This window comes from Pseudomonas sp. FDAARGOS_380 (genome assembly GCF_002591235.1).
GTDB classification, from domain to species: Bacteria; Pseudomonadota; Gammaproteobacteria; order Pseudomonadales; family Pseudomonadaceae; genus Aquipseudomonas; species Aquipseudomonas salmasensis.
This window is the reverse complement of sequence record NZ_CP023969.1, coordinates 2537679-2562511: the sequence shown is the minus strand read 5'-3', so window position 1 is coordinate 2562511 and position 24833 is coordinate 2537679. Positions and strand designations below refer to the sequence as shown.

30 protein-coding genes are annotated in these 24833 nt (G+C 55.2%); all 30 read right to left on the bottom strand.

Features of this window, described 5'->3' with window-relative positions; all coding sequences use genetic code 11:
* On the bottom strand, positions 1-1329 hold the full coding sequence (gene secY, locus CRN80_RS12105; protein WP_003194637.1) for a preprotein translocase subunit SecY: 1329 nt from the start codon (positions 1327-1329) through the stop codon (positions 1-3).
* A complete protein-coding gene (gene rplO / locus CRN80_RS12100) occupies positions 1330-1767 on the bottom strand; it encodes a 50S ribosomal protein L15 (RefSeq protein ID WP_003176407.1) in 438 nt (145 codons plus the stop codon).
* 3 nt (positions 1768-1770) lie between these two features.
* Complete coding sequence (gene rpmD / locus CRN80_RS12095) at positions 1771-1947, bottom strand: 50S ribosomal protein L30 (RefSeq protein WP_003176408.1); 177 nt, start codon at positions 1945-1947, stop codon at positions 1771-1773.
* Positions 1948-1949: 2 nt separating this feature from the next.
* Positions 1950-2450: a 30S ribosomal protein S5 gene (gene rpsE, locus CRN80_RS12090; RefSeq protein WP_003176409.1), complete on the bottom strand. Its 501-nt coding sequence runs from the start codon at positions 2448-2450 to the stop codon at positions 1950-1952.
* Positions 2451-2453: 3 nt separating this feature from the next.
* Positions 2454-2804 carry a 50S ribosomal protein L18 gene (rplR, locus tag CRN80_RS12085; RefSeq protein ID WP_003186037.1) on the bottom strand — a complete coding sequence of 117 codons (351 nt, stop codon included), beginning with the start codon at positions 2802-2804 and terminating at the stop codon, positions 2454-2456.
* A gap of 10 nt (positions 2805-2814) precedes the next feature.
* Positions 2815-3348 carry a 50S ribosomal protein L6 gene (gene rplF, locus CRN80_RS12080; protein WP_003194640.1) on the bottom strand — a complete coding sequence of 178 codons (534 nt, stop codon included), beginning with the start codon at positions 3346-3348 and terminating at the stop codon, positions 2815-2817.
* Positions 3349-3360: 12 nt separating this feature from the next.
* The gene (rpsH, locus tag CRN80_RS12075) at positions 3361-3753 is read right to left on the bottom strand and encodes a 30S ribosomal protein S8 (protein ID WP_003176413.1); all 393 of its coding nucleotides are present in this window, start codon (positions 3751-3753) and stop codon (positions 3361-3363) included.
* 208 nt (positions 3754-3961) lie between these two features.
* Entirely contained in the window at positions 3962-4267 is a 306-nt protein-coding gene (rpsN, locus tag CRN80_RS12070) for a 30S ribosomal protein S14 (protein WP_003176414.1), read from the bottom strand.
* 13 nt (positions 4268-4280) lie between these two features.
* On the bottom strand, positions 4281-4820 hold the full coding sequence (gene rplE, locus CRN80_RS12065) for a 50S ribosomal protein L5 (protein WP_003194642.1): 540 nt from the start codon (positions 4818-4820) through the stop codon (positions 4281-4283).
* A gap of 22 nt (positions 4821-4842) precedes the next feature.
* Positions 4843-5157 carry a 50S ribosomal protein L24 gene (rplX, locus tag CRN80_RS12060; RefSeq protein ID WP_003176416.1) on the bottom strand — a complete coding sequence of 105 codons (315 nt, stop codon included), beginning with the start codon at positions 5155-5157 and terminating at the stop codon, positions 4843-4845.
* Positions 5158-5168: 11 nt separating this feature from the next.
* Positions 5169-5537 (bottom strand): 50S ribosomal protein L14, encoded by a 369-nt coding sequence (rplN, locus tag CRN80_RS12055; protein WP_002555479.1) that lies wholly within the window; start codon positions 5535-5537, stop codon positions 5169-5171.
* 23 nt (positions 5538-5560) lie between these two features.
* On the bottom strand, positions 5561-5827 hold the full coding sequence (gene rpsQ / locus CRN80_RS12050; RefSeq protein ID WP_003194644.1) for a 30S ribosomal protein S17: 267 nt from the start codon (positions 5825-5827) through the stop codon (positions 5561-5563).
* Between the two features lie 2 nt (positions 5828-5829).
* Positions 5830-6021: a 50S ribosomal protein L29 gene (rpmC, locus tag CRN80_RS12045; protein WP_002555481.1), complete on the bottom strand. Its 192-nt coding sequence runs from the start codon at positions 6019-6021 to the stop codon at positions 5830-5832.
* Complete coding sequence (rplP, locus tag CRN80_RS12040) at positions 6021-6434, bottom strand: 50S ribosomal protein L16 (protein WP_003176421.1); 414 nt, start codon at positions 6432-6434, stop codon at positions 6021-6023. Before rplP ends, rpmC begins: the two co-directional genes overlap by 1 nt.
* Before the next feature lie 12 nt (positions 6435-6446).
* The gene (gene rpsC / locus CRN80_RS12035) at positions 6447-7133 is read right to left on the bottom strand and encodes a 30S ribosomal protein S3 (RefSeq protein ID WP_003176422.1); all 687 of its coding nucleotides are present in this window, start codon (positions 7131-7133) and stop codon (positions 6447-6449) included.
* A gap of 13 nt (positions 7134-7146) precedes the next feature.
* Complete coding sequence (gene rplV, locus CRN80_RS12030; protein WP_003103908.1) at positions 7147-7479, bottom strand: 50S ribosomal protein L22; 333 nt, start codon at positions 7477-7479, stop codon at positions 7147-7149.
* A gap of 11 nt (positions 7480-7490) precedes the next feature.
* Positions 7491-7766: a 30S ribosomal protein S19 gene (gene rpsS, locus CRN80_RS12025; RefSeq protein ID WP_002555486.1), complete on the bottom strand. Its 276-nt coding sequence runs from the start codon at positions 7764-7766 to the stop codon at positions 7491-7493.
* 16 nt (positions 7767-7782) lie between these two features.
* The gene (gene rplB / locus CRN80_RS12020) at positions 7783-8607 is read right to left on the bottom strand and encodes a 50S ribosomal protein L2 (RefSeq protein ID WP_003186055.1); all 825 of its coding nucleotides are present in this window, start codon (positions 8605-8607) and stop codon (positions 7783-7785) included.
* A 14-nt stretch (positions 8608-8621) separates the two neighbouring features.
* On the bottom strand, positions 8622-8921 hold the full coding sequence (gene rplW / locus CRN80_RS12015; RefSeq protein ID WP_002555488.1) for a 50S ribosomal protein L23: 300 nt from the start codon (positions 8919-8921) through the stop codon (positions 8622-8624).
* A complete protein-coding gene (gene rplD / locus CRN80_RS12010; RefSeq protein ID WP_003176424.1) occupies positions 8918-9520 on the bottom strand; it encodes a 50S ribosomal protein L4 in 603 nt (200 codons plus the stop codon). Before rplD ends, rplW begins: the two co-directional genes overlap by 4 nt.
* A gap of 12 nt (positions 9521-9532) precedes the next feature.
* Entirely contained in the window at positions 9533-10168 is a 636-nt protein-coding gene (rplC, locus tag CRN80_RS12005) for a 50S ribosomal protein L3 (protein WP_003194649.1), read from the bottom strand.
* Between the two features lie 81 nt (positions 10169-10249).
* Entirely contained in the window at positions 10250-10561 is a 312-nt protein-coding gene (rpsJ, locus tag CRN80_RS12000; protein ID WP_003186070.1) for a 30S ribosomal protein S10, read from the bottom strand.
* Positions 10562-10718: 157 nt separating this feature from the next.
* Entirely contained in the window at positions 10719-11912 is a 1194-nt protein-coding gene (gene tuf / locus CRN80_RS11995) for an elongation factor Tu (RefSeq protein WP_003176426.1), read from the bottom strand.
* A 30-nt stretch (positions 11913-11942) separates the two neighbouring features.
* A complete protein-coding gene (gene fusA, locus CRN80_RS11990) occupies positions 11943-14048 on the bottom strand; it encodes an elongation factor G (RefSeq protein WP_003194651.1) in 2106 nt (701 codons plus the stop codon).
* 30 nt (positions 14049-14078) lie between these two features.
* On the bottom strand, positions 14079-14549 hold the full coding sequence (gene rpsG, locus CRN80_RS11985) for a 30S ribosomal protein S7 (protein WP_002555493.1): 471 nt from the start codon (positions 14547-14549) through the stop codon (positions 14079-14081).
* A 118-nt stretch (positions 14550-14667) separates the two neighbouring features.
* Positions 14668-15039, bottom strand: a complete 372-nt coding sequence (gene rpsL / locus CRN80_RS11980) for a 30S ribosomal protein S12 (RefSeq protein ID WP_002555494.1) — start codon at positions 15037-15039, stop codon at positions 14668-14670.
* 216 nt (positions 15040-15255) lie between these two features.
* A complete protein-coding gene (rpoC, locus tag CRN80_RS11975; RefSeq protein ID WP_003194653.1) occupies positions 15256-19455 on the bottom strand; it encodes a DNA-directed RNA polymerase subunit beta' in 4200 nt (1399 codons plus the stop codon).
* A 64-nt stretch (positions 19456-19519) separates the two neighbouring features.
* A complete protein-coding gene (gene rpoB / locus CRN80_RS11970) occupies positions 19520-23593 on the bottom strand; it encodes a DNA-directed RNA polymerase subunit beta (RefSeq protein ID WP_010206926.1) in 4074 nt (1357 codons plus the stop codon).
* Between the two features lie 219 nt (positions 23594-23812).
* Positions 23813-24178, bottom strand: a complete 366-nt coding sequence (rplL, locus tag CRN80_RS11965) for a 50S ribosomal protein L7/L12 (RefSeq protein WP_003176432.1) — start codon at positions 24176-24178, stop codon at positions 23813-23815.
* A gap of 78 nt (positions 24179-24256) precedes the next feature.
* Positions 24257-24757 carry a 50S ribosomal protein L10 gene (gene rplJ / locus CRN80_RS11960; RefSeq protein WP_003176433.1) on the bottom strand — a complete coding sequence of 167 codons (501 nt, stop codon included), beginning with the start codon at positions 24755-24757 and terminating at the stop codon, positions 24257-24259.
* Between the last annotated feature and the right edge of the window lie 76 nt (positions 24758-24833).

Sequence of the window (24833 nt, the reverse complement as noted above, 5' to 3'; positions counted from 1 at the left end):
TCAGCGCAACATGCCGCTGCCGTAGCCCTTCAGGTTGGCTTTCTTCATCAGGGATTCGTACTGGTGCGAAACGAGGTGCGATTGTACTTGGGACATGAAGTCCATCACAACCACGACCACGATCAGCAACGAGGTCCCGCCAAGGTAGAACGGAACGTTTGCTGCAACCACCAGGAACTGGGGCAACAGGCACACGGCCGTCATATATAGAGCACCGAACAGGGTCAAACGAGTCAGAACGCCATCAATGTAGCGTGCCGACTGCTCACCTGGACGGATGCCCGGAATAAAGGCACCGGACTTCTTCAGGTTTTCCGCTACGTCTTTCGGATTGAACATCAACGCCGTATAGAAGAAGCAGAAGAAAATAATCCCTGCACTAAACAGCAGAATATTCAACGGCTGACCAGGAGCGATCGACTGAGAGAGGTCCTGCAGCCAGCCCATATTTTCAGACTGACCAAACCAGGTACCCAACGAAGCCGGAAACAGCAAGATGCTGCTCGCGAAAATTGCCGGAATAACACCGGCCATATTCACTTTCAGCGGCAAGTGGCTGGTCTGCGCAGCAAAGACCTTACGGCCCTGCTGACGCTTGGCGTAGTGAACAGCAATACGACGCTGGCCACGCTCAATGAACACCACAAAACCGATAATCGCTACTGCCAGCAAACCGATGGCAACCAAGGCGAAGATATTGATATCACCCTGACGCGCAGACTCGAAAGACTGCCCGATTGCTCTCGGAAGACCGGCGACGATACCTGCGAAAATCAACATCGAGATACCGTTGCCAACACCACGCTCAGTAATCTGCTCACCCAGCCACATCATGAACATCGCACCAGCCACAAACGTGGATACTGCGACGAAATGGAAGCCAAAGTCACCAGTGAACGCAACGCCCTGCCCGGCCAGGCCAACGGACATGCCGATAGCTTGAACCAGGGCGAGGACGACAGTGCCGTAGCGGGTGTACTGGCTAATCTTGCGACGGCCAGCTTCACCTTCCTTCTTCAACTGCTCCAGCTGCGGGCTGACGGCTGTCATCAGCTGCATGATGATCGATGCCGAGATGTACGGCATGATCCCCAGTGCAAAGATGCTCATCCGCTCCAGCGCGCCGCCGGAAAACATGTTGAACAAGCTAAGAATGGTCCCCTCATTCTGTCGAAACAGGTCTGCGAGTCGGTCCGGGTTGATACCTGGAACCGGGATGTGTGCGCCTATTCGGTAGACGATAATCGCCAGGAACAGAAAACGCAGACGAGCCCAAAGTTCAGACATACCGCCTTTGCCGAGCGCTGAGAGAGCACCTTGCTTAGCCATTTATTCCTCGAACTTGCCGCCAGCTGCTTCGATAGCCGAACGCGCACCTTTGGTGGCGCCGATTCCCTTGCCGATAGTGACAGCGCGAGTCACTTCACCGGACAGCATGATTTTCACACGCTGTACGTTGACGTTGATCACGTTGGCATCTTTCAGGGTCTGCACAGTAACGATGTCGCCTTCCACTTTAGCCAGCTCGGACAGACGCACTTCTGCGCGGTCCATGGCCTTCAGGGATACGAAACCGAACTTAGGCAGGCGACGATGCAGCGGCTGTTGACCGCCTTCAAAGCCTGGAGCAATGGTGCCACCGGAGCGGGAGGTTTGACCCTTGTGGCCACGGCCACCGGTCTTACCCAAACCACTACCGATACCACGGCCCGGACGATGCTTTTCGCGACGGGAACCCGGCGCTGGACTCAGATCATTGAGTTTCATCGATTAACCCTCTACACGCAGCATGTAGTAAGCCTTGTTGATCATCCCGCGATTCTCGGGAGTATCCTGGACTTCTACAGTGTGACCGATGCGACGCAGACCCAAACCTTTAACGCACAATTTGTGGTTAGGGATGCGGCCGGTCATGCTTTTGATCAGCGTTACTTTAACGGTAGCCATGATCAGAAGATCTCCTTGACAGTCAGACCACGCTTGGCAGCGATGGACTCAGGAGATTGCATAGCCTTCAGACCCTTGAAAGTGGCGTGAACCACGTTTACCGGGTTAGTCGAGCCGTAGCACTTGGCCAGAACGTTCTGCACACCAGCAACTTCGAGGACAGCACGCATAGCGCCGCCAGCGATGATACCGGTACCTTCAGAAGCAGGCTGCATGTACACCTTCGAAGCGCCGTGAGCGGACTTCATTGCGTACTGCAGAGTGGTGCCGTTCAGATCAACTTGGATCATGTTGCGACGAGCAGCTTCCATTGCCTTCTGGATCGCAGCAGGCACTTCACGTGACTTGCCACGGCCGAAGCCAACACGCCCTTTACCATCACCCACCACGGTCAACGCGGTGAAAGTGAAGATACGGCCGCCTTTAACGGTTTTGGCTACGCGGTTAACTTGAACCAGCTTCTCAATGTAGCCTTCGTCGCGCTTTTGGTCGTTATTTGACATAACTTAGAACTCCAGCCCAGCTTCACGAGCAGCATCAGCCAGCGCTTTCACGCGACCGTGGTACTTGAAGCCAGAGCGGTCGAAAGCCACTTGCGAGACGCCAGCGGCCTTAGCACGCGTAGCGACCAGCTGGCCAACCTTTGTGGCCGCGTCGATGTTGCCAGTGGCACCATCACGCAGTTCTTTATCCAAAGTCGAGGCGCTTGCCAGGACTTTGTTGCCGTCGGCCGAGATGACCTGGGCGTAGATGTGCTGCGACGAGCGGAACACGCAGAGACGCACGACTTCGAGTTCGTGCATTTTCAGGCGTGCTTTGCGAGCGCGACGCAGTCGAGTAACTTTTTTGTCGGTCATTTGCTATGCCCTACTTCTTCTTGGCTTCTTTACGACGGACGACTTCGTCCGCGTAGCGCACACCTTTGCCTTTGTACGGCTCTGGTGGACGGAAGTCGCGGATCTCAGCGGCCACTTGACCTACCAGCTGCTTATCGATGCCCTTGATCAGGATATCGGTCTGGCTAGGAGTCTCAGCAGTGATGCCCGCTGGCAGTTCGTAATCCACTGGGTGCGAGAAGCCAAGGGCAAGGTTCAAAACCGTGCCTTTTGCTTGCGCTTTGTAACCAACACCGACCAGCTGGAGCTTACGCTCGAAGCCTTGGCTTACGCCTTGGACCATGTTGTTTACCAACGCACGCGTGGTACCGGCCATTGCGCGAGTTTGTTGATCGCCATTGCGAGCAGCGAAACGCAGCTCACCAGCTTCTTCAACGATCTCAACGGACGAATGGATGTTCAGTTCAAGAGTACCCTTGGCACCCTTCACCGAAAGCTGTTGGCCTGCGAATTTGACTTCGACACCGGCTGGCAGCTTAACGGGGTTCTTAGCGACGCGAGACATGCTTATCCCCCCTTAGAACACAGTGCAAAGAACTTCGCCGCCGACACCGGCAGCGCGCGCAGCACGATCCGTCATCACACCTTTGTTGGTGGAGACGATAGACACGCCCAGACCGCCACGAACTTTCGGCAGATCTTCAGCGGACTTGTACTGACGCAGGCCTGGACGGCTAACGCGCTTCACTTCCTCGATGACCGAACGGCCTTCGAAGTACTTCAGCTCGATGGACAGCAGTGGTTTGATTTCGCTGCTGATCTGATAACCCGCAATGTAGCCTTCGTCTTTCAGGACTTTGGCAACAGCTACCTTCAACTTGGAAGATGGCATGCTTACGACGGACTTTTCAGCCATCTGGGCATTACGGATACGAGTTAGCATGTCCGCTAACGGGTCCTGCATACTCATGGGCTAGACGCTCCTAATACAAAAAAATTAGCCTTGCGGCTACATATGTCGCCGAGAATCTCCGAGCACAAAAAACACGGGCTCAGGCGAGCCGCGTATTTTAGACATACTCCAGAAATGAAACAAGCCCCAAAAGGGGCTTGATCCAGATTCAAGGTCACCGGCGGTCAGTATCTTGCGATTCCAACCACCTGGACGTTGAAAGTACTTACCAGCTGGCTTTAACCAGACCTGGTACGTCACCACGCATTGCCGCTTCACGCAGTTTGTTACGGCCGAGGCCGAACTTGCGGTAAACGCCGTGTGGACGACCGGTCAGGCGGCAGCGGTTACGCATGCGCGAAGCGCTTGCGTCACGTGGCTGCTTCTGCAGAGCAACTGTAGCTTCCCAACGCGCTTCTGGACTTGCGTTCAGATCAACGATGATTGCTTTCAGTGCTGCACGCTTCTTGGCGTACTTGGCAACCGTGAGCTGACGCTTCAGCTCGCGGTTTTTCATGCTCATCTTGGCCATGGTCCTACTCCAATCAGTTGCGGAACGGGAATTTGAAAGCACGCAACAGGGCGCGACCTTCATCATCGTTCTTGGCAGTGGTGGTCAGGGTGATGTCCAGACCGCGGAGAGCATCGATCTTGTCGTAGTCGATTTCCGGGAAGATGATCTGCTCTTTCACGCCCATGCTGTAGTTACCACGACCATCGAAGGACTTGGCATTCAGGCCGCGGAAGTCGCGGACCCGAGGCAGGGAGATCGACAGCAGACGATCCAGGAATTCGTACATACGCTCACGGCGCAGAGTCACTTTGACGCCGATCGGCCAACCTTCACGGACTTTAAAGCCAGCGATGGATTTCCGAGCGTAAGTCACAACGACTTTCTGACCGGTGATCTTTTCCAGGTCGGCAACAGCGTGCTCGATGACTTTTTTGTCGCCGATCGCTTCGCCCAGACCCATGTTCAGGGTAATTTTGGTGACGCGCGGAACTTCCATCACGTTCCCGAGCTTAAGTTCTTCCTTAAGCTTAGGGGCGATTTCCTTCCGGTAAATCTCTTGTAGTCGTGCCATGGTCTAATCTACCTAGCAGTGTTCAAGCATCAACCGCTTTTTGGGTCGACTTGAAGACACGAATTTTCTTACCGTCTTCTACTTTGAAACCAACGCGGTCAGCCTTGTTGGTTTCGCCGTTGAAGATGGCGACGTTAGAAGCATCCAGCGGAGCTTCTTTCTCGACGATACCGCCCTGCACGCCCGACATCGGGTTAGGCTTGGTATGACGCTTGACCAGGTTCAGACCACCGATAACGAGACGGTTATTAGCGAGAACCTTAAGCACCTTACCGCGCTTACCTTTGTCTTTGCCGGCGATCACGATGATCTCGTCGTCACGACGAATCTTTTGCATGTCGGATCTCCTTACAGCACTTCTGGGGCGAGCGAGACGATCTTCATGAACTTCTCAGTACGAAGTTCACGGGTCACTGGCCCAAAGATACGGGTGCCGATCGGCTCTTGCTTGTTGTTCAGAAGAACAGCAGCGTTGCCATCAAAGCGGATAATGGAGCCATCAGCACGACGTACGCCGTGACGAGTGCGGACTACAACAGCAGTCATCACTTGGCCTTTTTTCACCTTACCGCGAGGAATTGCTTCCTTCACGGTAACTTTGATGATGTCACCGATACCAGCGTAACGACGATGGGAGCCACCCAGCACCTTGATGCACATAACACGGCGAGCGCCGCTGTTATCGGCCACATCGAGCATGGATTGAGTCTGAATCATATAATTTCTCCGACCCCTAGTCCTTAGACTTCCACAGCGCGTTCGAGAACATCAACCAGTGCCCAAGACTTGGTCTTGGCCATCGGACGAGTTTCACGAATAGTGACTTTGTCGCCGATGTGGCACTGATTGGTTTCGTCGTGCGCGTGCAGCTTAGTCGAACGCTTAACATATTTACCGTAGATCGGGTGCTTAACGCGACGCTCGATCAAAACGGTGATGGTTTTGTCCATCTTGTCGCTGACAACACGGCCAGTCAGCGTACGGACAGTCTTTTCGGCTTCAGCCATGATCACTTACCTGCCTGCTGGTTGAGCACAGTCTTCACGCGAGCGATGTCACGCTTAACTTGCGAGAGCAGATGAGACTGCCCCAACTGGCCAGTTGCTTTCTGCATACGCAGATTGAACTGGTCGCGCAGCAGGCCGAGCAGTTGCTCGTTCAGCTGCTGTGCGGATTTTTCACGAAGTTCATTCGCTTTCATCACATCACCGTCCGTTTAACAAAGGAGGTGGCGAGCGGCAGCTTTGCAGCAGCCAGGGCGAAAGCCTCACGCGCCAGCTCTTCAGAAACACCCTCGATTTCATACAGGACTTTGCCTGGCTGAATCTGGGCTACCCAGTATTCCACGTTACCCTTACCTTTACCCATCCGAACCTCGAGAGGTTTTTTGGAGATCGGCTTGTCCGGGAATACACGGATCCAGATCTTGCCGCCACGTTTTACGTGACGGGTCAGAGCACGACGCGCTGACTCGATCTGACGAGCGGTGAGACGACCACGAGCTACAGACTTCAGCGCGAACTCGCCGAAGCTGACTTTGCTACCGCGCTGAGCCAGACCACGGTTGTGGCCTGTCATCTGCTTGCGGAACTTCGTACGCTTAGGTTGCAACATTTGGCGTACCCCTTACTTAGCAGCTTTTTTACGAGGCGCTGGTGCTTGTGGTTTCAGTTCTTCTTGGCGACCACCAATTACTTCGCCTTTGAAGATCCAAACCTTTACACCGATCACACCGTAAGTGGTGTGAGCTTCGTAGTTGGCATAGTCGATGTCGGCACGCAGGGTGTGCAGTGGCACACGACCTTCGCGATACCATTCAGTACGTGCGATTTCAGCACCGCCGAGACGACCGCTCACTTGGATTTTGATGCCTTTGGCACCAATGCGCATGGCGTTCTGTACGGCGCGCTTCATAGCGCGACGGAACATTACGCGACGCTCCAGCTGCTGAGCTACGCTCTGCGCAACCAGCATACCGTCGAGCTCCGGCTTGCGGATCTCTTCGATATTGATGTGCACAGGCACACCCATTTGCTTGGTCAGGTCCTGACGCAGTTTCTCAACATCTTCACCTTTCTTCCCGATAACGATACCTGGACGAGCGGTGTGGATGGTGATACGTGCAGTTTGGGCCGGACGATGGATATCGATACGGCTTACGGACGCGCTTTTTAGTTTGTCTTGGAGATACTCACGCACCTTCAGATCAGCGAACAAGTAGTCCGCATAAGTCCGACCGTCTGCGTACCAGACGGAGGTGTGCTCCTTGACGATTCCCAGGCGAATGCCAATGGGATGTACTTTCTGACCCATCTCTTCGACTCCGTTACTTGTCAGCAACCTTGACAGTGATATGGCAAGACCGCTTGACGATGCGATCAGCACGGCCTTTGGCACGTGGCATGATGCGCTTCAGCGAACGCCCTTCGTTGACGAAAACGGTGCTGACCTTCAGGTCATCAACGTCTGCGCCTTCGTTATGCTCGGCGTTGGCTACGGCCGACTCCAGCACTTTCTTCATGATCTCGGCGGCTTTCTTACTGCTGAAAGCCAACAGGTTGAGCGCTTCGCCCACCTTCTTCCCGCGGATCTGGTCGGCGACCAAGCGGGCTTTCTGGGCGGAGATTCGAGCGCCCGACAACTTAGCGGCTACTTCCATTTCCTAACCCCTTAACGCTTGGCTTTCTTGTCTGCCACGTGCCCACGATAAGTGCGGGTACCGGCAAACTCGCCCAGTTTGTGGCCGACCATGTCTTCGTTAACGAGAACTGGGACGTGTTGACGACCGTTGTGTACTGCGATGGTCAGACCGACCATTTGTGGCAGGATCATCGAACGACGCGACCAGGTTTTAACTGGTTTGCGATCGTTCTTTTCCGCCGCCACTTCGATCTTCTTCAGTAGGTGAAGATCAATAAAAGGACCTTTTTTCAGAGAACGTGGCACTGTCGTATCCCTCTATTTACTTGCGACGACGGACGATCATTTTGTCGGTACGCTTATTACCACGAGTCTTCGCGCCCTTAGTCGGGAAGCCCCATGGCGATACCGGATGACGACCACCAGAGGTACGACCTTCACCACCACCGTGTGGGTGGTCAACCGGGTTCATGGCAACACCACGAACGGTTGGGCGAACGCCACGCCAGCGTTTGGCACCAGCTTTACCCAACGAACGCAGGCTGTGCTCGGAGTTCGAGACTTCGCCCAGGGTCGCACGGCATTCAGCCAGTACTTTACGCATCTCACCAGAACGCAGACGCAGGGTCACGTAGACACCTTCACGAGCGATCAGCTGAGCCGAAGCACCAGCGGAACGAGCGATCTGTGCGCCTTTACCTGGCTTCAATTCGATGCCGTGTACGGTGCTACCAACTGGAATGTTACGCAGTTGCAGAGCGTTGCCCGGCTTGATCGGTGCCAGAGCACCTGCGATCAGCTGGTCGCCAGCACTCACGCCTTTAGGGGCGATGATGTAGCGACGCTCGCCATCTGCGTACAGCAGCAGAGCGATGTGAGCAGTACGGTTTGGATCGTATTCGATACGCTCGACAGTGGCAGCGATGCCATCTTTGTCGTTGCGACGGAAGTCGACCAGACGATAATGCTGCTTATGGCCACCACCGATGTGACGAGTGGTAATGCGACCATTGTTGTTACGACCACCAGACTTCGATTTTTTCTCGAGCAGCGGTGCGTGAGGAGCGCCTTTATGCAGCTCCTGGTTGACCACCTTGACCACAAAACGGCGGCCAGGGGAAGTCGGTTTGCATTTAACGATTGCCATGATGCACCCCTTCCTTACTCAGCACTGCTGCTGAAATCGAGATCTTGGCCTGGCTGAAGGGAGATAACTGCCTTCTTCCAGTCATTACGCTTGCCCAGACCGCGAGCAGTGCGCTTGCTCTTACCCAGTACATTCAGGGTAGTAACACGCTCTACTTTCACGCTGAACAGGCTTTCGACGGCCTTCTTGATTTCCAGCTTGGTTGCGTCAGTTGCAACCTTGAAAACGAACTGGCCTTTCTTGTCAGCCAGAACCGTAGCCTTTTCGGAAACGTGCGGGCCAAGCAGAACTTTAAATACGCGTTCCTGGTTCATCCCAGCAGCTCCTCGAATTTCTTCACGGCCGACACGGTGATCAACACCTTGTCGTATGCGATCAGACTAACTGGATCGGAACCTTGCACGTCACGTACATCAACGTGTGGCAGGTTGCGAGCAGCCAGGTACAGGTTCTGATCAACAGCTTCGGACACGATCAAAACGTCGGTCAGGCTCATGTTGTTCAGTTTGCCCAGCAGATCTTTGGTTTTTGGACTTTCAACAGCGAAGTCCTGAACCACGACCAGACGATCAGTACGCACGAGTTCAGCAAGGATGGAGCGCAGTGCTGCGCGGTACATCTTCTTGTTGAGCTTCTGAGAGTGATCCTGTGGACGAGCTGCGAAAGTGGTACCGCCGCCACGCCAGATTGGGCTACGGATAGTACCGGCACGAGCACGGCCAGTGCCTTTCTGACGCCAAGGGCGCTTACCGCCACCACGTACGTCGGAACGGGTCTTTTGCTGCTTGCTACCTTGACGGCCGCCGGCCATGTAGGCCACGACTGCTTGGTGAACGAGCGTCTCGTTGAATTCGCCGCCAAATGTCAGTTCGGAAACTTCGATCGCTTGAGCGTCATTTACATTTAATTGCATGTCAGCTTCCCCTTAACCGCGAGCCTTGGCCGCTGGACGTACAACCAGGTTGCCGCCAGTAGCGCCAGGAACAGCACCCTTGACCAACAACAGATTGCGTTCAGCGTCGACGCGCACTACTTCGAGGGACTGCACGGTCACGCGCTCAGCGCCCATATGACCGGACATTTTTTTGCCCTTGAATACACGACCAGGAGTCTGGCACTGGCCAATAGAGCCCGGGACGCGGTGGGAAACGGAGTTACCGTGAGTGTTGTCTTGACCACGGAAATTCCAACGCTTGATCGTACCCTGGAAGCCTTTACCTTTGGACTGACCGGTTACATCAACCAGTTGACCAGCGGCGAAGATTTCAGCGTTGATCAGATCGCCAGCCTGGTAGTCGCCGTCTTCAAGACGGAACTCCATGACAGTACGACCAGCTGCAACGTTTGCTTTAGCGAAGTGACCTGCTTGAGCAGCAGTCACGCGCGAAGCACGACGCTCGCCGACAGTGACTTGCACTGCACGATAGCCATCGGTCTCTTCAGTTTTGAACTGGGTGACGCGATTCGGTTCGATCTCAATGACCGTGACCGGAATGGAGACACCTTCTTCGGTGAAAATACGGGTCATACCGCATTTACGACCGACTACACCAATAGTCATGTTGTAAACCTCATGAGTGTACGGGGCTTTCACCCGCTATGGCCGCCCATTTCAGAGCGTTACACGACTAAGACCCAAGTCTTAGCCGAGGCTGATCTGTACTTCCACACCGGCCGCCAGATCGAGCTTCATAAGTGCATCAACGGTTTTATCCGTTGGCTGGACGATGTCCAGTACGCGCTTATGAGTACGGATCTCGTACTGGTCACGCGCGTCTTTGTTGACGTGCGGGGAGACCAGAACGGTGAACCGCTCTTTACGGGTAGGCAGTGGAATTGGACCACGCACTTGAGCACCAGTACGTTTCGCGGTTTCCACGATTTCCTGGGTGGATTGGTCGATCAGGCGATGGTCAAAAGCCTTCAACCTGATACGGATTTGCTGATTTTGCATTGGATTTCAGACTCCGGCTGCTATTCCCACCGGGCGCAATACGCCCGTTAAAAGGAGGCGCAATTCTATAGACGCCCTAGATAGGTGTCAACCCAATAAAAAAGCCCCCGCTAAGCGGGGGCTTTCTCAAAACATCAAAGCTCACTCAAAAGAGAGATTACTCGATGATTTTAGCTACAACGCCAGCACCAACGGTACGGCCGCCTTCACGGATAGCGAAACGCAGACCGTCTTCCATAGCGATGGTTTTGATCAGGGTGACAACCATTTTGATGTTGTCGCCTGGCATTACCATTTCTACGCCTTCCGGCAGTTCGCAGTTACCAGTCACGTCAGTAGTACGGAAGTAGAACTGTGGACGGTAGCCTTTGAAGAACGGAGTGTGACGACCGCCTTCTTCTTTGCTCAGCACGTACACTTCAGCTTCGAACTTGGTGTGCGGCTTAACCGAACCTGGCTTGACCAGAACCTGGCCACGCTCAACGTCGTCACGCTTGGTACCACGCAGCAGAACGCCGCAGTTCTCGCCAGCACGACCTTCGTCGAGCAGCTTACGGAACATTTCAACACCGGTGCAGGTGGTGACGGTAGTGTCACGCAGACCAACGATTTCCAGTGGATCTTGTACCTTGACGATACCGCGCTCGATACGGCCAGTTACAACAGTACCGCGACCGGAGATCGAGAATACGTCTTCGATTGGCATCAGGAACGGCTTGTCGATAACACGGACTGGATCTGGGATGTAGCTGTCCAGAGTCTCAACCAGTTTACGAACGGACGTGGTGCCCATTTCGTTATCGTCTTTGCCTTCCAGAGCCATACGAGCAGAACCGATGATGATCGGAGTGTCGTCACCTGGGAAGTCGTAAGTGCTCAGCAGATCGCGCACTTCCATCTCAACCAGTTCCAGCAGCTCAGCGTCGTCTACCAGGTCAGCCTTGTTCAGGTAAACCACGATGTACGGAACGCCAACCTGACGGGACAGCAGGATGTGCTCACGGGTTTGTGGCATCGGACCATCAGCGGCCGAGCAAACCAGGATTGCGCCGTCCATCTGGGCAGCACCGGTGATCATGTTCTTCACATAGTCAGCGTGACCTGGGCAGTCAACGTGAGCGTAGTGACGGATCAGCGAGTTGTATTCAACGTGCGCGGTGTTGATGGTGATACCACGAGCTTTCTCTTCTGGCGCGCTGTCGATTTTATCGAAATCAACGATTGCGGAACCGAATACTTCGGAGCAAACGCGAGTCAGAGCAGCAGTCAGAGTGGTTTTACCGTGGTCAACGTGACCGATGGTGCCAACGTTGACGTGCGGTAGGGAACGATCAAATTTTTCTTTAGCCACGACAATTAACTCCTTGCCTAAAGGACTGAATCAGCCTTGTTTTTTGGATACAGTTTCAGCGATGTGCGCCGGAGCTGTGTTGTATTTTTTGAATTCCATAGAGTAGCTTGCGCGACCCTGGGACATGGAACGAACGTCGGTCGCATAACCGAACATCTCGCCCAACGGAACCTCGGCGCGAATCACTTTGCCGGAAACCGTGTCTTCCATACCCAAGATCATGCCGCGACGACGGTTAAGGTCGCCCATGACATCACCCATATAGTCTTCAGGTGTAACAACTTCTACCGCCATGATTGGCTCAAGCAACTCACCACCGCCCTTCTGGGCCAGTTGCTTGGTTGCCATGGAAGCAGCCACCTTAAACGCCATCTCGTTGGAGTCGACGTCGTGGTAAGAACCGTCAAAAACGGTTGCTTTCAGGCCGATCAGCGGATAGCCGGCAACAACACCGTTCTTCATCTGCTCTTCGATACCCTTCTGGATAGCAGGGATGTATTCCTTAGGAACAACACCACCTACTACTTCGTTCACGAATTGCAGACCTTCCTGACCTTCGTCAGCAGGAGCAAAACGGATCCAGCAGTGACCGAACTGACCACGACCGCCGGACTGACGAACGAACTTGCCTTCGATTTCACAGTTCTTCGTGATGCGCTCACGATAGGAAACCTGAGGCTTACCGATGTTGGCTTCGACGTTGAACTCACGGCGCATCCGGTCAACCAGGATGTCCAGGTGCAGCTCGCCCATGCCGGAGATGATCGTTTGACCAGTCTCTTCATCAGTCTTGACGCGGAAAGATGGATCTTCCTGAGCAAGCTTGCCCAGAGCGATACCCATTTTTTCCTGGTCATCCTTGGTCTTAGGCTCTACGGCAACCGAAATAACCGGCTCCGGGAAGTCCATGCGAACCAGGATGATTGGCTTGGCAGCGTCGCACAAAGTCTCACCAGTGGTGACGTCCTTCATGCCGATCAGGGCCGCGATATCACCAGCGCGCACCTCCTTGATCTCTTCACGGGCGTTTGCGTGCATTTGCACCATACGACCCACGCGCTCTTTCTTGCCTTTAACCGAGTTGATCACGCCGTCGCCGGAGGCCAACACGCCCGAGTAAACGCGGACGAAGGTCAAAGTACCCACGAATGGGTCGGTAGCGATCTTGAACGCCAGAGCCGAGAACGGCTCGTTGTCATCGGCGTGACGCTCCATTTCTTCTTCCTCGTTATCAGGGTTGGAACCCTTGATAGCAGGAATGTCGGTTGGAGCAGGCAGGTAGTCGATAACGGCGTCGAGAACCAGGGGAACACCCTTGTTCTTGAACGAAGAACCGCAAACAGCCAAGACGATCTCACCAGCGATAGTACGCTGACGCAGAGCGGCCTTGATTTCCACGTTGGTGAGTTCTTCACCTTCGAGGTACTTGTTCATCAGCTCTTCGCTGGCTTCGGCAGCAGCCTCAACCATGTTGTTGCGCCACTCGTCAGCCAGCTCCTGAAGCTCTTCAGGGATAGGCTTACGAACAGGAACCATACCTTTGTCGGAATCGTTCCAGTAAACAGCTTCCATGTTGATCAGATCGATCTGACCCTGGAAGTTGTCTTCGGAACCGATAGCCAACTGGATAGGCACCGGAGTGTGACCCAGACGCTGCTTGATCTGACCGATCACGCGCAGGAAGTTGGCACCAGCACGGTCCATCTTGTTTACATAAACAAGACGCGGAACGCCGTACTTGTTGGCTTGACGCCATACGGTTTCCGACTGAGGCTCAACACCCGAGGTGCCGCAGAACACAACGACAGCGCCGTCGAGTACGCGCAGGGAACGCTCAACTTCAATGGTGAAGTCTACGTGGCCCGGGGTATCGATTACGTTGAAGCGATGCTCGTCTTTGTACTGCTTCTCGGAACCTTTCCAGAAGGCGGTAATAGCAGCAGAAGTAATGGTAATACCACGCTCCTGCTCCTGAACCATCCAGTCTGTGGTCGCGGCGCCGTCATGCACCTCGCCCATTTTGTGACTTTTGCCGGTGTAAAACAGTACGCGCTCGGTGGTGGTGGTTTTACCAGCATCCACGTGAGCGACGATACCGATGTTACGGTAGCGGCTAATCGGAGTAGTACGAGCCATAAAGCCCTCGCAAAATTAGTGAAGCTAAAATTAGAAGCGGTAGTGCGAGAAAGCTTTGTTGGCTTCAGCCATACGGTGCACGTCTTCACGCTTCTTAACAGCAGCACCTTTACCTTCAGCAGCGTCCAACAGTTCGCCGGCCAAACGCAGAGCCATAGACTTCTCGCCGCGCTTACGGGCGAAGTCTACCAACCAGCGCATTGCCAGAGCGTTACGACGGGACGGGCGAACTTCAACCGGAACCTGGTAAGTAGCACCGCCTACACGGCGCGACTTCACTTCGACCAGCGGAGCGATGGCGTCGAGAGCTTTCTCGAAGATTTCCAGGGGGTCGCTGTTCTTGCGTTCTTTAACCTTTTCCAGCGCGCCATAAACGATACGCTCGGCAACGGCTTTCTTGCCGCTTTCCATCACGTGGTTCATGAACTTGGCCAGAATTTGGCTTCCGTATTTTGGATCGTCAAGCACTTCGCGCTTGGCTGCTACGCGTCTTCTTGGCATGGATAAGCCCTCAAACGGTCTTCAGGTTCGCTCGGAATCGGTGCCCTTTCGGGACGCCTCCGACCTTACTCTTATCGACTCAGAAAATAAGATGATTCAGGTTTACAAAAAGCCGCTACTACTTAGGCTTCTTGGTACCGTACTTCGAACGACCCTGGTTACGACCTTTAACGCCGGAAGTATCCAAAGAACCGCGTACGGTGTGATAACGAACACCTGGCAAGTCTTTTACACGACCGCCGCGGATCAGTACCACGCTGTGCTCTTGCAGGTTGTGGCCTTCACCGCCGATGTACGAGGAAACCTCGAAACCGTTGGTCAGACGCACACGGCATACTTTACGCAGTGCCGAGTTAGGTTTTTTCGGCGTGGTGGTATACACACGGGTGCATACGCCACGACGTTGCGGGCAGTTCTGCAGCGCAGGTACGTCGGATTTCTCGACGATACGCTTACGCGGCTGACGTACCAGCTGGTTGATAGTTGCCATCTACTAGCTCCACTGTTGTCTTGCGACGCTATTGTCTTGCAAGAAAAGCAAAATGGCAGGAACGAATTCCCGCCAAATTTAGGGGTACAAGAGTCTAAAGAGGATCTTGTCCCCAGTCAAGGCAAGGCCCCGACCTCCCCTCGCGTCGAACCGGGGCAAAAATGCCTCGATCCGACGAATGGGAGTGTCAGGGCCCAGACTCATCTATCGCAGAACTCAGTTACCGCTTGAGTTCAGCGCTTCGGTCAGTGCAGCTTCCACTTCACTGGCGCTTACGCGCAGCGGCTTGTCAGCATCACGGCGACGCTTACGCTCGCTGTGATAAGCCAAACCGGTACCCGCCGGGATCAGACGACCCACGACTACGTTTTCTTTCAGGCCGCGCAGGTAATCGCGCTTGCCGGTTACCGCTGCTTCGGTCAGTACGCGAGTGGTCTCCTGGAAGGAGGCCGCCGAGATGAACGACTCAGTGGACAACGACGCCTTGGTGATACCCAGCAGCACGCGAGTGAACTTGGAGACAAATTTCTCTTCGTTCGCCAGGCGCTCGTTTTCTACCAGTACGTGAGTCAGTTCCATCTGGTCGCCCTTGATGAAACTGGAATCGCCGGATTCAGCGATTTCAACTTTACGCAGCATCTGACGCAGGATGGTCTCGATGTGCTTGTCGTTGATCTTCACGCCTTGCAGACGGTAAACGTCCTGGATCTCGTTAACGATGTACTTGGCCAGCGCACTCACACCCAGCAGACGCAGGATGTCGTGTGGATCGCTCGGGCCGTCGGAGATAACTTCGCCGCGGTTTACCTGTTCGCCTTCGAACACGTTCAGGTGACGCCACTTCGGAATCAGCTCTTCATACGGATCGCTACCGTCGTTCGGGGTAATGACCAGACGGCGCTTGCCCTTGGTCTCTTTACCGAACGCGATGGTGCCGCTGACTTCAGCCAGAATCGACGCTTCTTTCGGACGACGAGCTTCGAACAAGTCGGCAACACGCGGCAGACCACCGGTGATGTCACGGGTCTTCGAAGTTTCTTGCGGGATACGCGCGATAACATCACCGATCGCGATCTTCGCACCATCCGCTACACCGACCAGGGCGTTGGCTGGCAGGAAGTACTGAGCGATTACGTCAGTGCCTGGCAGCAACAGATCCTTGCCGTTGTCATCGACCATCTTCACGGCAGGACGGATGTCTTTACCGGCAGCTGGACGATCTTTGGCGTCGAGTACTTCAATGTTGGTCATACCGGTCAATTCGTCAGTCTGACGCTTGATCGTGATGCCTTCTTCCATGCCCACGTAGGTCACGGTACCTTTCATTTCGGTAACGATTGGGTGAGTGTGCGGATCCCACTTGGCCACGATTGCGCCAGCGTCGACCTTGTCACCTTCTTTAACCGAAATCACAGCACCGTACGGCAGCTTGTAACGCTCACGCTCACGACCGTAGTCATCAGCGATGGCCAGCTCACCGGAACGGGACACAGCAACCAGGTGGCCATCCACTCGCTCAACGTGCTTGAGGTTGTGCAGGCGGACGGTACCGCCATTCTTCACCTGAACGCTGTCGGCTGCGGAGGTCCGGCTTGCCGCACCACCGATGTGGAACGTACGCATGGTCAGCTGGGTACCCGGCTCACCGATGGACTGGGCAGCGATAACGCCGACCGCTTCACCGATGTTCACCTGGTGACCACGAGCCAAGTCACGGCCGTAGCACTTGGCGCAGATGCCGTAGCGGGTTTCGCAGCTGATCGGCGAGCGAACGATCACTTCGTCGATGCTGTTGAGTTCGATGAACTCGACCCACTTCTCGTCAACCAGGGTGCCGGCAGGAACGATAACTTCCTCGGTACCTGGCTTGAATACGTCACGGGCAATAACACGACCCAATACGCGCTCACCCAGTGGCTCTACAACGTCACCGCCTTCAATGTGCGGAGTCATCAGCAGGCCGTGCTCGGTGCCGCAATCGATCTCGGTTACAACCAGATCTTGTGCAACGTCTACCAGACGACGAGTCAGGTAACCGGAGTTAGCGGTTTTCAACGCGGTATCCGCAAGACCCTTACGAGCACCGTGAGTGGAGATGAAGTACTGAAGTACGCTCAAACCTTCACGGAAGTTCGCAGTGATCGGCGTTTCGATGATGGAACCGTCCGGCTTGGCCATCAGGCCACGCATACCGGCGAGCTGACGGATCTGCGCAGCAGAACCCCGCGCGCCCGAGTCGGCCATCATGTACATCGAGTTGAAGGATTCCTGGTCAACTTCGTCGCCGTGACGGTCGATGACTTTCTCTTTCGAGAGGTTGGCCATCATCGCCTTGGAAACTTCGTCGTTCGCTTTGGACCAAAGGTCGATCACCTTGTTGTACTTCTCGCCCTGGGTTACCAGGCCGGAGGCGTACTGGCTCTCGATCTCTTTCACTTCGTCAGTGGCAGCACTGATGATGCGAGCTTTTTCATCCGGGATAACGAAGTCGTTAACGCCGATGGAAACGCCGGAGATAGTCGAGTAAGCGAAACCTGTGTACATCAACTGGTCAGCGAAGATAACGGTCTCTTTCAAACCAACCACGCGGTAGCACTGGTTGATCAGCTTGGAGATCGCCTTTTTCTTCATCGGCAGGTTGACGACGTCGTACGACAGACCTTTCGGCACAACCTGGTACAACAGCGCACGGCCGACAGTGGTGTCGACGATACGGGTGTTGCTCACGCTGCCGCCGTCACGGTCGTTGACCGTTTCGTGGATCCGCACCTTGACCTTGGCGTGCAGTGCGGCTTCGCCGGCACGGAACACACGGTCAACTTCTTGCAGGTCAGCGAACACACGACCTTCGCCTTTGGCGTTGATCGCTTCACGGGTCATGTAGTACAGACCCAATACAACGTCCTGCGACGGAACGATGATTGGCTCACCGTTGGCTGGCGACAGGATGTTGTTGGTCGACATCATCAACGCACGCGCTTCCAACTGGGCTTCCAGTGTCAGCGGTACGTGCACGGCCATTTGGTCGCCGTCGAAGTCGGCGTTGTACGCAGCACAGACCAGAGGGTGCAGCTGGATAGCCTTACCTTCGATCAGTACCGGTTCAAACGCCTGGATACCCAGACGGTGAAGGGTCGGTGCACGGTTGAGGAGAACCGGGTGTTCGCGGATCACTTCAGCGAGAACGTCCCAAACCTCTGGCAGTTCGCGCTCGACCATTTTCTTGGCCGCTTTGATGGTGGTCGCGAGACCGCGCATTTCCAGCTTGCCGAAGATGAACGGCTTGAACAGCTCGAGTGCCATCTTCTTAGGCAGACCGCACTGGTGCAGACGCAGGGTCGGGCCTACGGTAATTACCGAACGACCGGAGTAGTCAACACGCTTACCGAGCAAGTTCTGACGGAAACGACCTTGCTTACCCTTGATCATGTCAGCCAGGGATTTCAGAGGACGCTTGTTGGAACCTGTGATAGCGCGGCCACGACGACCGTTGTCGAGCAGGGCATCGACCGCTTCTTGCAACATACGCTTTTCGTTGCGCACGATGATGTCCGGAGCGGACAGATCAAGCAGGCGCTTCAAGCGGTTGTTACGGTTGATCACGCGGCGGTACAGGTCGTTGAGGTCGGACGTCGCGAAACGACCACCGTCCAACGGTACCAGCGGACGCAGGTCTGGCGGCAGAACCGGCAGAACGGTCAGCACCATCCACTCTGGCAAGTTGCCGGAACCCTGGAAGGCTTCCATCAACTTCAGACGCTTGGACAGCTTCTTGATCTTGGTTTCGGAGTTGGTTTGCGGAATCTCTTCGCGCAGACGACCAATCTCGTGCTCCAGGTCGATAGCGTGCAGCAGTTCGCGGACAGCTTCGGCACCCATGCGAGCATCGAAATCGTCGCCGAACTCTTCCAGCGCTTCGAAGTACTGCTCGTCGTTCAGCAGCTGACCTTTTTCAAGGGTGGTCATGCCTGGGTCGATAACGACATAGCTCTCGAAGTAGAGAACACGTTCGATATCGCGCAGGGTCATGTCCATCAGCAAGCCGATACGGGACGGCAGCGATTTCAGGAACCAGATGTGGGCAACCGGCGAAGCCAGTTCGATGTGCGCCATGCGCTCACGACGAACCTTGGCCAGTGCGACTTCAACGCCACACTTCTCGCAGATCACACCACGGTGCTTCAAGCGCTTGTACTTACCGCACAGGCACTCGTAATCCTTTACCGGGCCAAAGATCTTGGCGCAGAACAGGCCGTCACGTTCAGGTTTGAACGTACGGTAGTTGATGGTTTCCGGCTTTTTAACTTCACCGAACGACCACGAACGGATCATCTCAGGCGATGCCAATCCAATACGGATAGCGTCGAACTCTTCGACTTGACCCTGGTTTTTCAGCAAATTCAGTAGGTCTTTCAAGGCCTTTCCTCCTGGCGGAGCAGAGAGCGGGCTAAACAGCCCCGCTCTCGATTCGCGTCACGTGTTATTCGGTTTCCAGATCGATATCGATGCCGAGGGAACGAATTTCTTTGATCAACACGTTGAAGGACTCGGGCATGCCCGGCTCCATACGGTGATCGCCGTCCACGATGTTTTTGTACATCTTGGTACGACCGTTCACATCGTCCGACTTCACTGTGAGCATTTCTTGCAGAGTGTATGCAGCACCGTATGCTTCCAGTGCCCAGACCTCCATCTCCCCGAAACGCTGACCACCGAACTGAGCCTTACCACCCAGCGGCTGCTGGGTAACCAGGCTGTACGAACCGGTAGAACGAGCGTGCATCTTGTCGTCTACCAAGTGGTTCAGCTTCAGCATGTACATGTAGCCAACAGTAACCGGGCGCTCGAACTTGTTGCCGGTACGGCCGTCGAACAGCTGCATCTGGCCGCTTTCTGGCAGGTCTGCCAGTTTCAGCATGGCCTTGATTTCGCTTTCCTTGGCACCGTCGAACACCGGGGTAGCCATTGGAACGCCGCCGCGCAGGTTCTTCGCCAGATCCAGGATTTCCTGGTCGGAGAAGGTGTCCAGCTCTTCGTTGCGACCGCCGATCTCGTTGTAGATCTCGTGCAGGAACTTACGCAGGTCTGCGACCTTGCGCTGCTCTTCGATCATACGGTTGATCTTCTCGCCCAGACCTTTGGCCGCGAGACCCAGGTGGGTTTCAAGGATCTGACCAACGTTCATACGCGAAGGTACGCCCAACGGGTTGAGGACGACGTCGACCGGGGTGCCATTGGCATCGTGCGGCATGTCTTCAACCGGCATGATCACAGAGACCACACCCTTGTTACCGTGACGACCGGCCATCTTGTCGCCCGGCTGGATGCGGCGACGGATTGCCAGGTAAACCTTGACGATTTTCAGCACGCCTGGAGCCAGGTCATCGCCCTGCTGCAGTTTGCGCTTCTTGTCTTCGAACTTGTCGTCCAGCAGACGGCGGCGATCAACGATATAGGCCTGGGCCTTCTCGAGCTGCTCGTTCAGAGCATCTTCAGCCATGCGCAGTTTGAACCACTGGCCGTGCTCAAGACCGTCGAGGATTTCGTCGGTGATGTCCTGACCTTTCTTCAGGCCTGCGCCACCTTCGGCCTTGTGGCCTACCAGAGCGGAACGCAGACGTTCGAAGGTCGCGCCTTCAACGATACGGAACTCTTCGTTCAGATCCTTGCGGATCTCGTCGAGCTGGGTCTTCTCGATGGACAGTGCACGAGCATCACGCTCAACGCCGTCACGGGTGAAGACCTGTACGTCGATGACAGTACCTTTGGTACCGGTAGGTACACGCAGGGAGGTGTCTTTAACGTCGCTGGCTTTTTCACCGAAGATGGCACGCAGCAGCTTCTCTTCCGGCGTCAGTTGGGTCTCGCCTTTCGGAGTGACCTTACCGACCAGGATGTCGCCAGCGCCAACTTCAGCACCTACATAAACGATACCGGCTTCGTCCAGCTTGTTCAGTGCAGCTTCACCCACGTTCGGGATGTCTGCAGTGATTTCCTCAGGCCCAAGCTTGGTATCACGCGCCACACAGGTCAGTTCCTGGATGTGGATCGTGGTGAAGCGGTCTTCTTGAACCACACGCTCGGACAGGCAGATGGAGTCTTCGAAGTTGAAGCCGTTCCATGCCATGAACGCGATGCGCATGTTCTGACCCAGAGCCAGTTCACCCATGTCGGTGGACGGGCCGTCGGCCATGATGTCGCTACGCTGAACGCGATCACCCTTGCTCACCAGCGGACGCTGGTTGATGCAAGTGTTCTGGTTCGAGCGGGTGTATTTGGTCAGGTTGTAGATGTCGACACCGGCTTCGCCAGTTTCTACTTCGTCATCGGCAACACGAACCACGATACGGCTGGCATCAACGGAGTCGATCACACCGCCACGACGAGCCACGACGCAAACGCCGGAGTCACGCGCTACGTTGCGCTCCATGCCGGTACCTACCAGCGGCTTGTCAGCACGCAGAGTTGGTACAGCTTGACGCTGCATGTTGGAACCCATCAACGCACGGTTGGCGTCATCGTGTTCCAGGAACGGGATCAGCGACGCTGCAACCGAAACTACCTGCTTCGGAGAAACGTCCATCAAGGTGACGTCTTCCGGCGCCTTGACGGTGAACTCGTTCAGGTGACGAACAGCTACCAGCTCGTCGACCAGGACTTTCTTGTCGTTCATCGTGGCCGAAGCCTGAGCGATCACGTGATCAGCTTCTTCGATGGCGGACAGGAATACGATCTCGTCGGTGACCAGGGCGTCTTTCACCACACGGTACGGGCTTTCGAGGAAGCCGTACTGGTTGGTGCGCGCATAGGCAGCCAGGGAGTTGATCAGACCGATGTTCGGACCTTCCGGCGTTTCGATCGGGCAAACACGACCGTAGTGCGTCGGGTGTACGTCACGGACTTCAAAGCCAGCACGCTCACGGGTCAGACCGCCCGGGCCCAGTGCAGAAACACGGCGCTTGTGGGTGATCTCGGAGAGCGGGTTGTTCTGGTCCATGAACTGCGAAAGCTGGCTGGAACCGAAGAACTCTTTCACCGCCGCAGCCACTGGCTTGGCGTTGATCAGGTCTTGCGGCATCAGGCCTTCGCTTTCAGCCATCGACAGACGCTCTTTGACCGCACGCTCAACACGTACCAGGCCAACGCGGAACTGGTTCTCGGCCATTTCGCCTACACAGCGAACACGACGGTTACCCAGGTGGTCGATGTCATCGACGATGCCTTTGCCGTTACGGATGTCGACCAGGGTCTTCAATACCGCGACGATGTCTTCCTTGCACAGCACGCCCGAACCTTCGATCTCGGTACGACCGATACGACGGTTGAACTTCATCCGGCCGACCGCAGACAGGTCATAGCGCTCAGGGCTGAAGAACAGGTTGTTGAACAGGGTTTCGGCAGCGTCTTTGGTTGGTGGCTCACCAGGACGCATCATGCGATAGATCTCGACCAGCGCTTCCAATTGGTTGCTGGTGGAGTCGATCTTCAGTGTGTCGGAGATGAACGGACCGCAGTCGATATCGTTGGTGTACAAGGTCTCGATGCGAACAACCTGGGCCTTGGCGATCTTGGCCAGGATCTCGGTGTTCAGCTCGGTGTTGCACTCAGCCAGGATTTCGCCTGTAGCCGGGTGAACGATGACCTTGGCGGTAGTGCGACCCAGGACGTAGTCCAGTGGCACTTCCAGCTCTTTGATACCGGCTTTTTCGATCTGGTTGATGTGGCGCGCAGTGATACGACGGCCAGCCTCAACGATGACCTTGCCCTTCTCGTCCTGGATGTCCAGGACAGCAATTTCACCACGCAGACGCGAAGCGATCAGCTCCAGCTTGAGGGTTTCATCCTTCAGGCTGAATACGTTGGTGGTGTAGAAAGCGTCCAGCACCTGCTCAGTGGTGTAACCGAGCGCGCGCAGCAATACCGAGGCCGGCAGCTTGCGACGACGGTCGATACGCACGAACACGCAGTCTTTCGGGTCGAACTCGAAGTCCAACCACGAACCGCGGTACGGAATGATCCGCGCGGAGTACAGGAGTTTGCCGGAGCTGTGCGTCTTGCCGCGGTCGTGGTCGAAGAACACGCCCGGGGAACGGTGCAGCTGGGAAACGATTACACGCTCGGTACCGTTGATTACGAAGGTACCGTTTTCAGTCATCAGTGGGATTTCGCCCATGTAGACTTCTTGCTCTTTGATGTCCTTGATCGCTTTGTTCGACGATTCTTTGTCGAAAATGATCAGACGGACTTTTACCCGCAAAGGTACGGCGTACGTAACGCCACGCAACACGCATTCTTTGACATCAAATGCCGGTTCGCCCAGGCGATAACCGACGTACTCCAGCGCAGCATTGCCGGAGTAGCTGATGATCGGGAAAACGGATTTGAAGGCCGCATGCAGGCCCACGTCGCGGAACTGATCTTTGGTCGCTCCCGCCTGCAAGAATTCACGATACGAATCCAGCTGGATAGCCAGAAGGTACGGGACATCCATGACGTCCGGCAACTTGCTAAAGTCCTTGCGGATACGTTTTTTCTCAGTATATGAGTAAGCCATCAGCGTTCCCCAGCTTGGTCACCTGCTTGTTTGGCCCCTCCGACGGGAGCAGCCAGAAAATCTTGCAAACCCCATGGTTTGCACCACCGCTTCGGGTGGCTACAGCGCGTTAATGGCGGCGACCGAGTCGACAGCCAAGAACGGAAAAAGGCCGGTGGCAAGAGCCACCAGCCATCAGCCTTCAGCTTAACGCTTGGGCTGGAGACGCAAGGTCGATGCTTACTTCAGCTCGACTTTAGCGCCTGCTTCTTCCAGAGTAGCTTTGGCTTTGTCAGCGGCGTCTTTCGACACAGCTTCCAGAACCTGGGCAGGAGCGCCGTCAACTACAGCCTTGGCTTCTTTCAGGCCCAGACCGGTCAGTTCACGTACTGCCTTGATCACGTTTACTTTCTTCTCGCCAGCTTCCAGCAGCATGACGTTGAATTCGGTTTGCTCTTCAGCAGCGACAGCAGCAACAGCTGGGCCAGCGGAAGCAGCGGCAGCGGAAACGCCGAATTTTTCTTCGAAAGCTTTGATCAGCTCAACAACCTGCAGAACCGACATTTCAGCTACGGCGTTGAGGATATCGTCTTGGGAGATAGACATTGCTGTATTTCCTGAATTGGGGGACGGCCTACGCGGCCATCGAAATAAACAAAAATACGCGAGAGAATTTGCTCAGCCTTAGGCTGCGGCAGCTTCTTTTTGCTCGCGAACTGCAGCCAGAGTACGAGCCAGCTTGCTGGTAGCGCCTTGAATCACGCTCATCAGCTGCGAAATAGCTTCGTTACGGGTCGGCAGTGTTGCCAGTACGTCGATTTGGTTAGCTGCGAGGAACTTGCCCTCGAACGCAGCTGCCTTGATCTCGAACTTATCCTGACTCTTGGCGAATTCTTTGAACAAACGGGCAGCAGCGCCTGGATGATCTTTAGAGAACGCGATCAGAGTCGGGCCGGTGAACACGTCGTTGAGAACACTGTATTCAGTGTCAGCAACGGCGCGCTTGAGCAGGGTGTTACGTACAACACGTACGTATACGCCAGCTTCACGAGCCTCTTTACGGAGTCCGGTCATAGCGCCTACTGTCACACCACGGGCATCAGCCACGACAGCGGACAGAGCAGCTTTGGCAGCCTCGTTGACTTCAGCGACGATGGCCTTCTTGTCTTCGAGATTAATTGCCACGGGTTTAACTCCTGCTTGTTACCGTTTCATCTGGCCTAGGCCTGATGTCGTTTTGGTGTCTGATTCGGTAAGGAAC

Bases quoted from the DNA above. Each gene is read 5' to 3' on its own strand.
- secY (WP_003194637.1), bottom strand. From the start codon at position 1,329: ATGGCTAAGCAAGGTGCTCTCTCAGCGCTCGGCAAAGGCGGTATGTCT.
- rplO (WP_003176407.1), bottom strand. From the start codon at position 1,767: ATGAAACTCAATGATCTGAGTCCAGCGCCGGGTTCCCGTCGCGAAAAG.
- rpmD (WP_003176408.1), bottom strand. From the start codon at position 1,947: ATGGCTACCGTTAAAGTAACGCTGATCAAAAGCATGACCGGCCGCATC.
- rpsE (WP_003176409.1), bottom strand. From the start codon at position 2,450: ATGTCAAATAACGACCAAAAGCGCGACGAAGGCTACATTGAGAAGCTG.
- rplR (WP_003186037.1), bottom strand. From the start codon at position 2,804: ATGACCGACAAAAAAGTTACTCGACTGCGTCGCGCTCGCAAAGCACGC.
- rplF (WP_003194640.1), bottom strand. From the start codon at position 3,348: ATGTCTCGCGTCGCTAAGAACCCCGTTAAGCTGCCAGCCGGTGTCGAA.
- rpsH (WP_003176413.1), bottom strand. From the start codon at position 3,753: ATGAGTATGCAGGACCCGTTAGCGGACATGCTAACTCGTATCCGTAAT.
- rpsN (WP_003176414.1), bottom strand. From the start codon at position 4,267: ATGGCCAAGATGAGCATGAAAAACCGCGAGCTGAAGCGTCAGCTCACG.
- rplE (WP_003194642.1), bottom strand. From the start codon at position 4,820: ATGGCACGACTACAAGAGATTTACCGGAAGGAAATCGCCCCTAAGCTT.
- rplX (WP_003176416.1), bottom strand. From the start codon at position 5,157: ATGCAAAAGATTCGTCGTGACGACGAGATCATCGTGATCGCCGGCAAA.
- rplN (WP_002555479.1), bottom strand. From the start codon at position 5,537: ATGATTCAGACTCAATCCATGCTCGATGTGGCCGATAACAGCGGCGCT.
- rpsQ (WP_003194644.1), bottom strand. From the start codon at position 5,827: ATGGCTGAAGCCGAAAAGACTGTCCGTACGCTGACTGGCCGTGTTGTC.
- rpmC (WP_002555481.1), bottom strand. From the start codon at position 6,021: ATGAAAGCGAATGAACTTCGTGAAAAATCCGCACAGCAGCTGAACGAG.
- rplP (WP_003176421.1), bottom strand. From the start codon at position 6,434: ATGTTGCAACCTAAGCGTACGAAGTTCCGCAAGCAGATGACAGGCCAC.
- rpsC (WP_003176422.1), bottom strand. From the start codon at position 7,133: ATGGGTCAGAAAGTACATCCCATTGGCATTCGCCTGGGAATCGTCAAG.
- rplV (WP_003103908.1), bottom strand. From the start codon at position 7,479: ATGGAAGTAGCCGCTAAGTTGTCGGGCGCTCGAATCTCCGCCCAGAAA.
- rplB (WP_003186055.1), bottom strand. From the start codon at position 8,607: ATGGCAATCGTTAAATGCAAACCGACTTCCCCTGGCCGCCGTTTTGTG.
- rplW (WP_002555488.1), bottom strand. From the start codon at position 8,921: ATGAACCAGGAACGCGTATTTAAAGTTCTGCTTGGCCCGCACGTTTCC.
- rplD (WP_003176424.1), bottom strand. From the start codon at position 9,520: ATGCAATTAAATGTAAATGACGCTCAAGCGATCGAAGTTTCCGAACTG.
- rplC (WP_003194649.1), bottom strand. From the start codon at position 10,168: ATGACTATTGGTGTAGTCGGTCGTAAATGCGGTATGACCCGTATTTTC.
- rpsJ (WP_003186070.1), bottom strand. From the start codon at position 10,561: ATGCAAAATCAGCAAATCCGTATCAGGTTGAAGGCTTTTGACCATCGC.
- fusA (WP_003194651.1), bottom strand. From the start codon at position 14,048: ATGGCTCGTACTACTCCGATTAGCCGCTACCGTAACATCGGTATCGTC.
- rpsG (WP_002555493.1), bottom strand. From the start codon at position 14,549: ATGCCAAGAAGACGCGTAGCAGCCAAGCGCGAAGTGCTTGACGATCCA.
- rpsL (WP_002555494.1), bottom strand. From the start codon at position 15,039: ATGGCAACTATCAACCAGCTGGTACGTCAGCCGCGTAAGCGTATCGTC.
- rpoB (WP_010206926.1), bottom strand. From the start codon at position 23,593: ATGGCTTACTCATATACTGAGAAAAAACGTATCCGCAAGGACTTTAGC.
- rplL (WP_003176432.1), bottom strand. From the start codon at position 24,178: ATGTCTATCTCCCAAGACGATATCCTCAACGCCGTAGCTGAAATGTCG.